Here is a 14,744-nt window from a genome sequence, read left to right as displayed (position 1 = left end):
TGTGGGTGAACCTCTCCCCCGCCTCCCCCCCCCCCGCCACGACAGGGAGGTGGCGATGAGCGACGGATATCCGTCCATGACGGCCCTGCTGGGCCTCCTCGCGCTCGCGGGCTACCAGAATCGGGACAAGCTGGCGGAGCTCTTCGGCGGCGGGCCGCAGGCCGCTCCGCCTCCGGCGGGTTCGCCCGCCCCGGGCGGCACGGCCGGCGGGTTCGGCGGCCCGGCCGGCGCCGCCGGGGCACCGGGCGGCATGGGTGGCGCTCTCGGCGGGGGCCTCGGCGGCTTCCTCAGCCAGCTCGGCGGCGGAGTCGGCGGCGGCGGGGCGGGGCGCTTCCTGCACGACGGACTCGGCGAGATGCTGGAGCGCTTCCAGCAGAGCGGGCACGGCCCGGTGGCCCAATCCTGGGTGAGCCAGGGTCCCAACCAAGAGATCGCCCCGCAGCAGCTCGAACAGGCGATCGGCCCCGACGTCCTGGCGGCGCTCGCCCAGCGCACCGGCCTGTCGCGGCAGGAGCTGCTCGCTCGGCTCGCCCGCGAACTGCCGACGGCGGTGGACCGCTACACGCCGGACGGCCGGGTGCAGGCCTACTGAGCCGTGCCGCGATCCGGGGGCTGCCGCCGGATCGTTAACCCGACCTTAATGGCTTCCCGCGCTCGTTCGTCCTGAGCGCGGCCGATTCCGGCCGGCGATTCCGGGGCTGTCCCTCCGGCGGAACGGACGCATGCTGGACTCCAGGCTGGATTCCTGGCGGATCCCATTGAGGCTCGCGAACGCCGCGCAGCTGGGCGGCGTCGCCGCCGCGGCTTTCGGCCTCGCGTGGCTCGGCTTCGCGGTGTCCGCCGGCCCCGACGCGCGGGCGGAGGCCCGCCGCGCCGCGCAGGGTTTGTCGCGCGCCTACGCGGCGGCGATCGACCAGGACCTGAACCGCGTCGAGGCCGATGCCCGCACCCTGGCGCTGCTGCTGCGGCCCGCGCGGCCGGGTCCGGCGGAGATCGACGCGTCCGCCCTCCTGCGGGACTGGGTCCGCCTCAAGCCGGCCTACCGGGACGCGGTGCTGTTTTCGGCCGACGGCACGGTCGCGGCGGCGAGCGAGCCGCGCCGCCGCCCGGCGAGCCTGCGCCCGCAGGCTGCCCTGCTGCGCGCGCGCAACGCCCAGGTGGCGGTGATGACGAGCCCCGACGCGAACCTCGCGGAGCGGCCGTTCGACCTCCTCGTCACGTTCGGGGCGCCGGGGCAGTCGGATGGCCTCGCGCTCGGCGTCGGCCCGGCCTTCTTCGACGAGATCGCGGAGCGCGTCCGGCGCGCCTCCGACGCCGCGGGCGAGCGCGCGGCCTTCGCGGTGCGGGGCGCCGACGGCCGGCTGCTGGCGGGCGCCGCGATCCCCGAGGGGGAGGGGGCGTCGAGCCCGGTCCGCTCCGCCGGCCCCCTGGCGAGCCCGGGCTGGACCGTCACGGCCCGATTCGCCCCCGGTGCCCTGCCGCCCGCCTCCGGGCCACCCGCGACCACCGCCGCGCTCGGCCTCGCCCTGGCGCTCGCGGCGGCCGGCCTCGGCTACGCCCTGGCCCACCGGATCGCGCGGCGCCTGGAGCGGCTCGCCGCCGCGCCCGCCGGTCCGCTCGACGGCGCGGCCGGCTCGCGCATCCGGGAATGCGACGATCTCTCGCGCGCGGTGCTCGACCAGATCCGCAGCACGGCCTGCCGGCTCGCCGGGGCCGAGACGGGGCTCGCCCGCGTCCAGGGCCGCCTGCACTCCTTCACGACCATGTCGGGCTGGACCTGCTGGGAGATCGACCCGGCCGCGCAGCGGGTGGTGTGGGCGGACCGCGCCCCCGCCGCACCGAGCCGGGGCGAGCGCACGGCCGATCTCGCGGCGCTGCGGGCCCGAATCGAACCGGAGGATTGCGCGCTCCTCGACGGCGCCGTCGCGGCGGCGGCCGCGGCGGACGGCCTGCACGACGTCGTTCTGCGTCTGCGCGCCACGCCGGACGAGCCGGCGCACCGGATCCTGGTGCGCGTGCTGGCCAGCCCCGCCTCCCGCGAGGGCGCGCGGCGCCTTCACGTCCTCAGCCGCGCCCTGACCGAGCAGGACGACGCCGCGCCCGCCCTGCCGGTGGTCGAGCGGCGGCGCAACCACGTCCTGCGCCGCGTCACGGACGGCGTCGTCCACGACGTCAACGACGTCCTCACGGTGGTCCTGGCCAATCTCGGCACGCTCAAGCGGCGCCACCCGCTCGACGGCGAGCAGGCCCGCTACGTCGACACGGCGCTTGCCGGCGCCCTGCGCGGCCGCGCCCTGACCCGCAGCATGCTGGCCTTCGTGCGCAACCCGACCGAGGCCGCCGCCCCGCTCGACGCCCCGGAGGACGGGCACGCAGGCTACGACCTGCCGGACTGCGACCTGCCGGCCGTCGTCGCCTCCTTCGTTCCTTTTCTGCAGGCGAACGTGCTCCACGGCACGCCGGTGATCGACCGCGTGCCCGCGCGGCTACCCCGGCTCGCCTGCGGCGAGCGGATCCTCGAACTGGTGCTGCTCAACATCGCCCTGCATTTCCGGGATCTCGGGCTCCAGGGCTTCGCGATCGCGGCGGCCGAGCAGCAGGCCGAGGGCGAGGAGGGGCTCGGCCTCGCGCCGGGTCTCTACGTGCGCGTGCTGATCGCCAGCGGCCGGCCGGTGCCCGGCGCCGCACCCGGCGCCGGGCGGGCGCCCACCACCCTGGCGACGGCCGGCGCGCTGGTGGGCCGCCTGCGCGGGGGCTGGCGCCTGCGCGACGACGGCAGCCGCGAGGGCGCCTTCCTGGCGGAGATCTGGCTGCCGGCCCTCCCGGGCACCGCCGCCGCCGTGCCGGTGCTGGAGAGCGGGAGCCTGCGGGTCCTGCTGGTCGAGGCCGACAGCCTCCTGCGGGAGAGCGTCGCGGCGGCGCTGGCCGCCCTGGGGCACGAGGTCGCCCAGGCGGCCTCCGCCGAGCACGCGCTGCGGCTGCTCGACGAGCGGGCGGATTACGACGCCATGATCGTCGACCAGTCGCTGCCGGTGATGGGCGGCCTGCAGCTCGCCGCCACGGTGGTCGAGCGCCACCCCCGGATCCGGATCGTCCTGGCGAGCCCCCGCGGCCAGCGGCCCGCCCCGGCGCGCGCCTTCCTGCACCTCGAAAAGCCCTTCCGCCCGGAGGATCTCGCCGCGGTCCTGCGCCGCGCCGACGCCCGCGTGGCGGCCTGACGGCCGCGGCGGCCTGATGCCTCCCGTGGCCTTGGGTCAGAACCCGATCGGCTCGCCCGTGTGACGAGCTGCCGAGGGTGGAGAGCCGACACCCGCGCGCCGGTCGCGCGGCGTCAGATCGTCAACTCGCGCTCCAGCAGGTTCGTCGCTCGGTCGAGGGCGCGCGGCCAGAGTCCGTCCGCGAGCGTGCAGAACTCCGCCAGGAACAGGAGTGCGCGGATTTCGGCGAGCTTGACGTAGCACGGCAGGGCTTGCCGCTCGGCCTCGGACAGGGCGCGCCCTGTCTCGTAACCCGCCAGCAGCGCCGCGATCAGCGCCCCCGCGCGCGGCTGCTCCCGAACGACGAGGTGCCACGCTGCGGTTCCGAGGTCGAGCAGGTAGGGGCCGTAGCCGCAATCGTCGAAGTCGAGGAAGCCGACCGTGCCGCCTTGGACGACGGCGTTGGCCGACCAAGCGTCCCCGTGGCAGTTTCCCGACGGCAGGTCGTGCGGTGCCGGATCGCCGAGCAGCTCCGTGCGGCAACGGTCGATCGCGCGCCGAGCGGCCTCGCTGCCGGCAACGCCCGTCAGCGCCGCGGCAGCGCGCACGCAGAGCGCCTCCGGGTTGAGAGGCCGCACCTCGCCGCCGTCGATCCCGGCCAGGGCACCATGCAGCTTCGCCAGGGCTGCCCCGAACAGCGTCACGTCGTCGGGGTCGTAGGTGACCGGCCGACCCTCGAGGGCCTGGAACAGGCAGGCCACGCGGTCCACACCGCCGAACGCAACCTGCGCGCAATCCGCCCCGTGGACGGTGCGGATCGGTCGCGCCACGTCGATGCCTGACGTTGGCCGTACCTCGCGCAGCAGGCGCAGCTCGAACGCGATCTCGGCGGGGGATCGACCGACAGGCCGATAGAGACGCAGGTAGTAGAGGTCGTCGCCTGCGGCGAGACGGTAGGTCCGGTTGACGCCGGGGACGACCAGCTCGCAGCCGGCGAACGCGCGCCCGTAGCACCGGGAGAGGTCGTGCAGGTCGATGTCGCTCATCAGCGTGGCTTACCACGCTCGCCTTGGTGCGCGCCCGCTTCCGCTCCGGGTCGGTCACAGACGCTCGCACGGCCAGGCTCATCGAGTCGTGACCTCAACGCGCGCGGGGCGGCCCGCGCCCGCACCGGCCCGACGCGGATACCCGGACCACCGCCGCCCCATCGGCTGCGCCGGGGCTGTACGCAATCGGCACACTTTTCCCATCGATCCCGCACCCGCCGCGAGATTCGTCCCGGCTTGAAACGGATCGTGCCCGGTCGATCGGCACATCCCGGTAACCGGATATCTCGCTCTCGTATTTTTCAGTTGGGACTGAGGGCTTGTTAACCTTCAGGGTCGATAAATCCGTGCATCGGCAACCGGGTTTGTGGAGGCCGCTGCCTTGCGGACATTCACCGAACATCGGGCCACGCGGCTCTCGGCGGGCCTCCGGGTCCCTCTCGCGGTTCTGCCGATCCTGGCAGCCTCGGCCGTGGCGGCCGCCGACCTGCCCGCCGGCGGCACCGCGCCCGACTGGTACACCGGCGCCGAGCAGCAGCAGGTCGACGACAGCTGGGCGGTCGCCGTGGACGGCTCGACCAGCATCACCTCGAACAGCTCCGCCTTCGGGTCGATCACCGTCACGGCGGCCCCCCTCGGGCCGGGGACGCAGAGCGGCGCGCGCATCCGGGTCGATGGGCTCGCCGGCACCTACTCGTATCCGGGGCAGGCGGTCGCCACCCGGGTGACCGGCTACCAGCAGGAAGGCTCGCTGCTCGCCGGCTACGAGTGGATCTGGCGCGACGCCGCGCTCGCGGGCTTCATCGGCTTCAACGTCCGCAGCAACCAGCTCTCCGTCCCCGATCCGGGCAACCCGGTGGTGGGCACCGGGGTCGGCCTCAAGGTTGCGGCGAATTTTTACGCGACGCCCACCGACCGCACCATGGTGTCGGCCTACGGGTCATACTCGACGAAGTTCAACGCCTACTACTCTCGGTTCCGCGTCGGCTACATGGTGGCGGACGGCGCCTATATCGGCCCCGAGGTGCTCTTCCTCGGCGACGACTTCTTCCGCCAATACCGCATCGGCGCGCATCTGACGGGCATCAGCTTCGGTCCGGTGCGGGTGTCGGTCGGGGCCGGCTACGTCAACGACCGCGTCCAGAAGTCGGGCTACTACACCAGCGTCGAGGCGCGCGCGACCTTCTGACCGAGCGGGTCCGGCCGGGGCGCCCGGACCCGCGCGACAGCGACCGAACAAGGCGCCGGACAACCGTCGCGGCGGCGGCGCAAGACCAATTCCCCCGGTCGACGCGCGATCCCGCCGATGGCGCGGGCGCCGATCCAAGTCATTCCATTGATACACGCACGAATTGTACGCGTCCGGACGGGGCGGCGGCGCCCCCATTTGGGGTCCGGCGCTTGGCCGCACTACGCAAGAAGGCCCGCAATACTTGCGTGCACCCGAATGCCATTGGCAGCCTATCCGAGGCCGGGCGCGCGGTATAGCGCTGCATCACCCGCGCGGAATTCCTCACCGTCAGGCCAGCGTTCTTGATTAAGCCATGAAAATTGCCACAGTTGAGCGCTGATGCGGAGTTGAGTCAGGCGGGCCTTGCAGCCACGCCGTCGTGCTCTCCTGACGGTTGGTCGCGAGACGGGAGTGGTGTGGGTGGGGGTCGCGGTACGCTGGCTCGCCTGGATGGTCACGACGGTGGCGGGGCTTCTCCTCCTCAGCCAGCCGGTCGGCACGCTCAACCAGCTCGCCATGAGCCTCGCCGCCATGGCGGTGATGATCGTCCTGTGGCTGTGCCTGGACGGCCCGCGGACGCGCTTCGTCTTCCTGGCGATGGGAAGCCTCGTCGTGCTGCGCTACATGCTGTGGCGCGTCACCAGCACGCTGCCCCCGCCCAGCGACCCGGTGAATTTCGGCTTCGGGCTGCTGCTGCTCGCGGGCGAACTCTACTGCGCCTTCATCCTGTTCCTGAGCCTGATCATCAACGCCGAGCCGCTGCGGCGGCGCACCCCGCCGCTCGGCCCGGCCCAGGCCCTGCCGCGGGTCGACGTGTTCGTGCCGAGCTACAACGAGGACGCCGCGATCCTCGCCCTGACCCTGGCGGCGGCCCGGCAGCTCGACTACCCGGCCGACCGGCTCACCGTCTGGCTCCTCGACGACGGCGGCACCGACCAGAAATGCGCCGATCCCGACCCCGAGAAGCGGGCGGCCGCGCAGGCGCGGCGCGCCAACCTCCAGCGGCTCTGCGCCGATCTCGGCGCCCGCTACCTCACGCGGGCCACCAACCGGCACGCCAAGGCCGGCAACCTGAACAACGGGCTCGCCCACGCCACCGGCGACCTCGTGGCGGTGTTCGACGCCGACCACGCCCCGTTCCGGGCCTTCCTGCGCGAGACGGTCGGGTACTTCGCGCAGGATCCGCGCCTCTTCCTGGTCCAGACGCCCCACGCCTTCCTCAACCCGGACCCGATCGAGCGCAACCTGCGCACCTTCGCGCGCATGCCGTCCGAGAACGAGATGTTCTACGCGGTGACGCAGTGCGGCCTCGACAAGTGGAACGGCTCGTTCTTCTGCGGCTCGGCGGCGCTGCTGCGCCGGACCGCCCTCGACGAGGCCGGGGGCTTCTCAGGCATCACCATCACGGAGGATTGCGAGACCGCCCTGGAGCTGCACGCGCGCGGCTGGAACAGCGTCTACGTGGACAAGCCGCTGATCGCCGGCCTGCAGCCCGAGACCCTGGCCGACCTGATCGGCCAGCGCTCGCGCTGGTGCCAGGGCATGTTCCAGATCCTTCTCCTGAAGAACCCGCTCCTGCAGCGCGGGCTCGCGCCGATCCAGCGGCTCGCCTACCTGTCGAGCATGACCTTCTGGTTCTTCCCGATCCCGCGGCTGATCTTCATGTTCGCGCCGCTGCTGCACATCTTCTTCGATCTGAAGATCTTCGTCGCCAGCATCGAGGAATCGATCGCCTACACGGCGACCTACATCGTCATCAACCTGATGATGCAGAACTACATGTACGGCAAGTTTCGCTGGCCGCTGATCTCCGAACTCTACGAGTACATTCAGGGCCTGTACCTTTTTCGGGCGATCGTGGCGGTGATGATCTCGCCCCGCTCGCCGACCTTCAACGTCACGCGCAAGGGCGTGAGCCTCGACCACGACCATCTCTCGTCGGTCGCGGCGCCGTTCTTCGTGGTCTACGGGCTGCTGCTCGCGGGCGGCGTGGTCGCGGGCTGGCGCTACCTCTTCGAGCCGGGCGTCACCAACCTGATGCTGGTGGTCGGCCTGTGGAACCTGTTCAACCTGCTGACGGCCGGCGCCGCCCTCGGCGTCTGCGCGGAGCGCCGGCAGACCGAGAAGGCCCCCTCGCTGCCGATCAGCCGGCGCGGCGTGCTGGCGCTGGAGGGCCGCGTCCTCGACGTCGGCATCGAGCGCGTGTCGGCGGAGGGCTGCACGATCCGCCTCGCGGCCGGGCAGCTGGCCCCGGGGGCCGGGCACCGCCCGATGGCGGGCCAGCTCACGGTCGAACCGGTCGCGGGGGCGCGGGCCGACGGGAGCCTGCCGGTCACCCTGGTCCAGGTGACCCGCACCCGCGAGGACGCGCTGTGCCGCCTCAGCTTCGGGGCGCTGCGCAGCCGGGATTATCCGGCGCTCGCCGGCCTGATGTACGGCGACAGCGACGCGATGCAGCGCTTCCAGCTGCGGCGGCGCCGGCACAAGGACCTGCTGTCGGGCCTCCTGCAATTCGCGTGGTGGGGCCTCGTCGAGCCGCTGCGGGCGGTCCGCACCCTGTTCCTGCCGGAGCCCGCGCCCGCCCTCGACGCGCCCGCCCAAGAGCCGGCGACGAGTCCGGCGACTGCCCTGATGCCGGCGGAGCCCGCCTGGGCCGCGGGCGCGCTGCCACTCACCGCACCGGCATCGGCGCGGGCGCGGCCCGGGAACGGCGGCGCGCCCGCGGAGCCCGCGGCGGGCCCGGACCGCCGGGAGGCGGGCGAGCGGACCCGCCCCGACCCGGAGGGCAGCGACTGGGTCCGCCTGATGGTGGAGTTCGAGAACGACCGCCTCCTGTCGGGCGAGCGCCGCCCGGGCGAGCGCCGCCATGCGGGCACGGTCTGAGGCCATGGCCGAGCAGCACATGGCCGAGCGCATGGCCCGCCGCCCGATCCTGCCGTCCGCCCACTTGGTGGGTGCCCACTTGGCGGGCACCCTCCTGGCAGGCGTCCTCCTGGCGGGCACCCTCGCGGTCCTGCCCGCCCGCGCGCAGAGCTTCCTCGGCACCGGCCCGGCCGAGCGCCTCACCGTGCCGCCGAGCGGGGACGCGCTGCGGCCCCTGCCGCCGCCCGAGCGTCCCCCCGCGGGCGGCCCCCCGGCGCGGGAGGCCCGCCCGCCGGCGGGCGACGAGGCCGGGCGGGGCGGGGCGGTGCCCGCGACGCTCGAGGCCGCGCGACGCTTCCCCGCCGGGACGCAGGGCTTCCGCCTCGCCGGCGAGGAGGACGTGCTCCAGTATCCGATCTACCTGACCGAGGCGCAGACGCGCGGGCAGACCCGGCTGCGGGTGTCCTACCTGTCGGCCATCTCGGTGGCGCCCGAGGCTTCCAGCCTGACCGCGAGCGTGAACGGCACCAAGGTGGGCTGGACCCGGATCCAGGCACCCGGCGCCGTCAAGGTCGTCGAGTTCGCGCTGCCGGACGGCCTGCTGCGGCCGGGCTACAACGCGGTGAGCCTCACGGCGAGCCAGCGCCACCGCGTGGATTGCTCGCTGGGGGCGACCTACGAGCTGTGGACCCAGATCGACCCCTCCCGCTCCGGCCTCGTCGTCCCGGCGGCGAGCGATCTCGACCTGAAGACGCTCGCCGCCCTCGAACCCGACGAGAGCGGCGCGCTGCCGATCGGGATCGCGCTCGCCGAGAGGCCGGGCCCCGAACGCCTGGAGCGGATCGTCGGCGCCGTGCAGGCGGTGGCGCTGGTCGGCCGCCTCGCCCGGCCGGCGGTTACCTTCGGACCGCCGCTCACCGGCCGCCCCGGCGTCACCCTGGTGGTCGGGACGGCGCGGGAGCTCCAGGGCACGGAGGGGCTGGAGGAGATCGGCCCGATCACCGGGCCGAAGCTCGCGCTCCTGGCCCCCCGCGCCGGGCGGGCGCCCACCCTCGTCGTGACGGGACCGACCGGCCCGGACGTGCGGCAGGCCATCGAGCAGCTGGCGCGGAGCGGGGATGCGGGGGGAACGCCGGCGGGAACCCGGGTCGCGACGCTGACGCGCGGCTATCAGGTGCGCGGCGACGAGACCCTGAGCCTCGACACCCTCGGCCTCGTCAGCCACGAGTTCAGCGGCCGGCTGATGCGCGTCGCCTTCGAGGTGCGCTTCCCGGCCGATTTCGTCCCGGCCGATTACGGCAAGGTGATGCTCCACCTCGCGGGGGGCTACGCGGCTGGCCTGGAGCCGACCGCCCAGATCATCGTCGACATCAACGGCCGCAACGCCGCCAGCCTGCCGCTCCCCTCCGCCCGCGGCGAGATCCTCCACGACAACGCCATCCCGCTGCCCCTGAGCCTGTGGCGGCCGGGGCTGAACCGGGTGGAGATCGCCGCCCAGCTGCCGGTGACCGCCGACGCCACCTGCGACACGCTCGCCTCGGAGGCCAAGCGCTCGCGCTTCCTGTTCCTCGACCGCACGCGCCTCGTGGTGCCGCCGCTGGCCCGCGCGGTCCGCTCCCCCGACCTCGCCGTGGTCAAGGCCGGGGCGGTCCCGTTCGTCGCCCCGGGGCGGCGGCCGCGCCTCGTCCTGCCGACCCCCGACCGGGACTCGGTGGAGGCCGCCGCGACCATCGCGGCCCGGCTGGCCATCGCGGCCCGGCAGGTGATCGACTTCGAGGTCGGGAGCGACGAGCGCGAGGGCAGCGCCAGCCTGATCGTGGCCCCGGCCCGCGCGCTCAATCCCCGGACCCTCGACGCCGCCGGGCTCGATCCCGACCAGATCCGCCAGGTCTGGGAGGGGCGCGCCGAGGCCGTGGCGACGCCCGGCCAGTTCGGCGCCGCCGGCGTCCTCACCCTCGACCGGCTGCGCCGCAACGTCCCGATGCGCTGCGCGCTGCCCCCCGCCACGGTGCCCCTGCGGGTGGCCGCCCCCGCCGCCCCGCGGCCGCCCCCGCCGCCGCGCGCCGCCCCGCCGCCCTCCGAGCGCGACCTGCTGGCGCGCTGGGGCGCCTCCATGCAGACGCCCAACCCCGTGCTGGCCTCGGCGGCGGCCGCCTGGGAGACCACGACCCGCACGGCCGGCGAGGTCTGGGCCGCCCTGCTCGGACGGCTGCGCCCGCCCGTGGACGCGGCCCCGGTCGAGGTGAGCCCGCGCGCCTCCCTGATCATCGCCGAGGCGCCGGGCGCCCAGGACTTCGCCGATGCGGCGGTGATCGTCACGGCGCCCAACCCGTCGATGCTGAAGGCCTCGGTGTCCTGCCTCGTCGATCCGGTGGTCTGGACGCAGCTCCTCGGGCGCGCGGCCCTGCTGGACGCCTCGGACGGCACGCTCACCGTCGTGCCGCCCGGGCGCACCCGGGTCCTCGCGACGCAGGGCTGGTCGCTCGCCAACATCCGCCTCGTCTCGGCCGCGTGGCTGTCCCTCAACCCCGCGATCTACGTGGGCCTGACCCTGGTGATGGCCCTCTGCCTCGGCCTCACCACGACGAGCCTCGTGCGGCAGCTCGGCAGGAAAAGCCGATGAGGGCGGAGCCGATGAGATCGAAGCCGACGAGGGTGGAGCCGGTGGGACCGCGCGGGCCGGGGCGGCGCGCCCGCCTCCTCGCCGCGCTCGCGGCGGCGGCGCTGAGCCTCCCGGCCGCCGCCCAGGAACCGCGCATGCAAGAGCCGCGCTTGCCCGAGCCGCGCATGCCCGATTCCCGCTCTCAGGAGCCCGGCCCCACCACGGTGCCGCCCGCGACCGCGCTCCCGAGCTCCCCCCGCCCGGAGGGCCCGAAGGTGCCGCAGGCCGGTCCCACCCTCGCCGGAACCCTTCCCGACCAGGGGGCGTGGCGCACCTACCGGAGCCAGTTCGTCACCGAGCAGGGCAGGGTGATCGACACCGCCAACGACCGGATCAGCCACAGCGAGGGGCAGGGCTACGGCATGCTGCTCGCGGTGGCGGCGGGCGACCGGGCGGCGTTCGAGCGCATCTGGGGCTGGACGCGCGCCAACCTGATGGTGCGGGGCGACGAGCTGACCGCGTGGCGCTGGGCGCCCGACAAGCGCCCCGCGGTCGCCGACATGAACAACGCCACCGACGGCGACATCCTGGTGGCCTGGGCGCTGACGGAGGCGGCCGAGGCCTGGGACGAGCCCTCCTACCGCACGGCGGCCCGCCGGATCGCGGTGGAGTTCGGCCGCAAGACGATCCTGTTCAAGGATCCGCACGGGCCGCTGATCCTGCCGGGCGTGTCGGGCTTCTCGGCGCAGGAGCGGGCCGACGGCCCCCTGATCAACCTGTCCTACTGGGTCTTCCCGGCCTTCCAGCGCCTCGGCCTCGTCGCCCCCGAATACGATTGGGCGGCGGTGATCCGCAGCGGCATCGGCTTCCTGCGCCAGGCGCGCTTCGGCCCGGCCGGCCTGCCGACCGAGTGGATCTCCACCAAGGGGGAGGCGCTGCGCCCCGCCGACGGCTTCCCGCCGCTCTTCTCCTACAACGCCATCCGCATCCCCCTCTACCTCGCCTGGGCCGGGGTCGGGCAGCCCGAGGACCTCGCGCCGTTCCGCCGGCTCTGGGGCGGGATCGACCGGGAGCGGCTCCCGGTCGTCGACACGGCCGACGGGAAGCCGGTGGAATGGCTGACCGAGCCCGGCTACGGCGCCATCCCGGCCCTGGTGGCCTGCGCGGCCGACGGCACGCCCTGGCCGGAAAACCTCGCGACCGTCCAGCCCAACCAGAACTACTACCCGACCACCCTTCACCTCCTCAGCCTGATCGCGGCCCGGCAGCGATATCCGTCATGCCTCAAGCGCTGAACAGCGGGCCGCGCCCCGCCCTCCGGCTGGCGGTCGCGCTCGGCCTCCTCGCCGGTCCGCTGGCCACGCCGCCGGCGGCGCAGACCGGCCCCGGCACGCCGTCCGAGGCGGGGCCGCGCGTCGTCTACGGCGACGGCGTGCGCGCGCCCGCGATCATCGCGCCTCCCGACACGTCGGGGGGATCCGGCATGGTCGACGAGAGCGCGCTGCGCTACTACGCCTCGCAGAAGCAGGCCGCCCGCGTGAAGGCCGAGATCGCCCGGCTCAAGCGCCTGCATCCGGGCTGGAACGAGCCGCCGGACCTCGACAGCCTGCAGCCGAGCCCGCCCGAGGAGGCGCCGCTCTGGGACCTGTTCACGGCGGGGCGGTTCGAGGACCTGCGGGCGGCGATCGCCGCCCGCCGCTCGGTCGAGCCGGCGTGGCAGCCCTCCGAGGAACTGGCGCGCAAGCTGCGCCAGGCGGAGTTCCGCACCCGCGCCAAGGGCGCGAGCGGCAAGCGCCCCGAGGAGATCGTGGCGCTGTTCCGGACCGACGCGGCCGCGCTCGATCCGACCGACCTCGAGAGCATCTGGACGGTCGCCGACGCGCTGGCGACCACGGGCGCGAGCGAGGACGCGTTCCTGCTCTACAAGTCGGTGCTCGATTCGAGCAACGACGCGGGCGCGCGCCTCGCCACGATCCAGAAGGCGATGGCCCATCTCAAGATGGAGCAGGCCGAGCGCCTGATCGCGCTCGGGCGCCTCAACGCCGAGGGCCAGTCCGAGTTCAACGCGATCCGCCTCGACATCACCCGGGCGCGGATCGCGGCCTTCCTGCACGACGACCCGGCGCAGACCCCGACGCTGGCCGACCTCACGGCCTTCCAGGCCTATGCCCGCCGCTCGGGCGAGCCGAGCCAGACCGGGCTGCTGGGCTGGTACGCCTACAAGCGCAAGCAGTTCCGGGAAGCCCTGGAGTGGTTCAAGCTGGCGATCGCCCGCGGGGGCGACGCGATGGTGGCCCACGGCCTCGCGCACACGCTGCGCGAGCTGAACATGCTGCGCGAGGCCGAGGAGGTCGCCTATGCGTGGCGCGACCGCTTCGTCGGCAACGAGATCCTGTTCATCGACATCCTGGAGCGCAAGCTCACGCTGGCGAACCCGCCCTACATCGAGCCGGCCCGGATCGAGCGCTACGCCAAGGTCGTGGTCGAGTCGGGCTCCGGGGAGGGCGCCCAGGGGCTGGCGTGGTACGCCTACAATTCCTGCCAGTTCGACGCGGCGCTCGAATGGTTCCGCCGGGCGGTGGCGTGGCTGCCGCGGGAGCCCACGCTGTTCGGCTACGCCCTGACGCTGCAGCGCCTGAAGCGCCAGCGCCCCTACCTGGAGGTGGTCAACCGCTACGACGGCCTGTTTCCGAAGGTCGTGGACCTGCTCTTCCGCGAGGATCCCGACGGGCCGCCGCTGCCCTGCCTGACCCCGGCCGCGCAGGCCGCCCCGGCGCGGCCGGCCGCTCCCGCCGCCCCGGCGCCCAAGCCGGAGCCGTCCGCGGCCTACGGGCGGGTGCCGCGCCCCGACGCGGCGCTGGGCCGCAAGCCCGAGGAGCGGCCCGCCGCCGTGCAGCGCAACGAGTTCCCGCTCGCGGTGCCGGGCGACAACGGCCTGCGCTACCCGCCGGCCGCCCTGCAGCGCGCCCTCGCGGAGCCGGTGCCGGCCGGCACCTACGCCCGGGAGCCCGGCCCGGCCGCCATGCCCCTCGTGGCCCGGCGGGTGCCGGGCGCGGGCGCGATGCCCTACGAGCGCTACGGCTACGCGCTGCTGCCCGGCTACAACGGCCTCGACAAGCCGGAGGGCCTGCGCCCGCCCGCCGCCGGCACCCTGTGGCAGGAGCAGCAGGCCGAGCAGGCCCGCGCCGCCCCGGCCGGCCCGGACAGGCTCGACCGCTTCTCCGTGCCCAGGCAGTCCCCGGCGGGCGACGCCGCCGAGCGGGCCGCGCCGCAGCCGCGGGGCTATCCGTGAGCATCACGCCACCCAGGATCCTTGCCAGACGTCACCCCGCCGCCCGTGCCAAAACCCGCGCCGCGCTCAAGCCCCGCGCCGCGATCAAGCCCCGCGCCGCGATCCTGGCGCGCCTGCTCGGCGCCGCGCTCGTGCTCGCGCCCGCGCTCGGCCAGGCCCAGCCGGCCCCGGTGCTGCGGCTCCCCGGCGCCGGCCCGGTCACCGGCGTCGAGGAGCTGCGAGTCCGGGACGGGTTCGACCAAGCCATCCGGTTCGGGGGAGGGGATGGACGCAACCGCGCCGAGATCGGCCTGCGCACCGAGACCGGGGACCTGCTGCTCGCCTTCCCGCCGCGCCTCGCCAAGCCGAACGAACTCGGCATCGCCGGCGAACTGGCGGCGCGCTTCCCCGGCCAGGTGATGCGCGTCGTGCCCACCCTGCACCGCAACGCCTACGGGCCGATCGGCCTCGCGCTCGGCGCCGACTGCCTCTACGCGTGGCAATGGTTCGAGCGCCCCTCCCGCGCGGCGCTCGC

The 14,744-nt window shown here is 74.5% G+C and carries 9 protein-coding genes; 8 read left to right on the top strand and 1 reads right to left on the bottom strand.

Features of this window, described 5'->3' with window-relative positions; all coding sequences use genetic code 11:
* The first annotated feature begins 55 nt into the window (after positions 1 to 55).
* Together ACKUB9_RS30010 and ACKUB9_RS30005 are read left to right on the top strand one after the other, a co-directional pair.
* Positions 56 to 592 carry a YidB family protein gene (locus tag ACKUB9_RS30010; RefSeq protein ID WP_407529703.1) on the top strand — a complete coding sequence of 179 codons (537 nt, stop codon included), beginning with the start codon at positions 56 to 58 and terminating at the stop codon, positions 590 to 592.
* 130 nt (positions 593 to 722) lie between these two features.
* Positions 723 to 3,218, top strand: coding sequence for a response regulator (locus ACKUB9_RS30005; protein ID WP_407529705.1), 2,496 nt, complete (start codon positions 723 to 725; stop codon positions 3,216 to 3,218).
* A gap of 113 nt (positions 3,219 to 3,331) precedes the next feature.
* Here ACKUB9_RS30005 and ACKUB9_RS30000 read toward each other — a convergent pair whose 3' ends face one another.
* The gene (locus ACKUB9_RS30000) at positions 3,332 to 4,243 is read right to left on the bottom strand and encodes a phosphotransferase enzyme family protein (RefSeq protein ID WP_407529707.1); all 912 of its coding nucleotides are present in this window, start codon (positions 4,241 to 4,243) and stop codon (positions 3,332 to 3,334) included.
* Positions 4,244 to 4,691: 448 nt separating this feature from the next.
* Here ACKUB9_RS30000 and bcsS point away from each other — a divergent pair, with 448 nt between their 5' ends.
* The 6 genes from bcsS to bcsN form a co-directional block, all read left to right on the top strand.
* On the top strand, positions 4,692 to 5,432 hold the full coding sequence (gene bcsS, locus ACKUB9_RS29995; protein WP_407529720.1) for a cellulose biosynthesis protein BcsS: 741 nt from the start codon (positions 4,692 to 4,694) through the stop codon (positions 5,430 to 5,432).
* Between the two features lie 492 nt (positions 5,433 to 5,924).
* Positions 5,925 to 8,357, top strand: coding sequence for a UDP-forming cellulose synthase catalytic subunit (gene bcsA / locus ACKUB9_RS29990; RefSeq protein WP_407529722.1), 2,433 nt, complete (start codon positions 5,925 to 5,927; stop codon positions 8,355 to 8,357).
* Positions 8,341 to 10,959: a cellulose biosynthesis cyclic di-GMP-binding regulatory protein BcsB gene (locus ACKUB9_RS29985; RefSeq protein ID WP_407529709.1), complete on the top strand. Its 2,619-nt coding sequence runs from the start codon at positions 8,341 to 8,343 to the stop codon at positions 10,957 to 10,959. The genes bcsA and ACKUB9_RS29985 overlap by 17 nt, the downstream gene beginning before the upstream one ends.
* Positions 10,960 to 10,970: 11 nt before the next feature.
* Positions 10,971 to 12,233, top strand: coding sequence for a family 8 glycosyl hydrolase (locus ACKUB9_RS29980; RefSeq protein ID WP_407529711.1), 1,263 nt, complete (start codon positions 10,971 to 10,973; stop codon positions 12,231 to 12,233).
* Complete coding sequence (locus tag ACKUB9_RS29975; RefSeq protein WP_407529712.1) at positions 12,218 to 14,230, top strand: hypothetical protein; 2,013 nt, start codon at positions 12,218 to 12,220, stop codon at positions 14,228 to 14,230. Before ACKUB9_RS29980 ends, ACKUB9_RS29975 begins: the two co-directional genes overlap by 16 nt.
* Positions 14,227 to 14,744 (top strand): cellulose biosynthesis protein BcsN (gene bcsN / locus ACKUB9_RS29970; protein WP_410825982.1); only part of this gene is annotated, 518 nt, incomplete at its 3' end. The genes ACKUB9_RS29975 and bcsN, both read left to right, overlap by 4 nt.

Origin of the sequence: Methylobacterium oryzisoli (genome assembly GCF_046557895.1) — a bacterium.
GTDB classification, from domain to species: domain Bacteria; phylum Pseudomonadota; class Alphaproteobacteria; order Rhizobiales; family Beijerinckiaceae; genus Methylobacterium; species Methylobacterium oryzisoli.
This window is presented reverse-complemented; position numbering and strand designations above follow the sequence as displayed.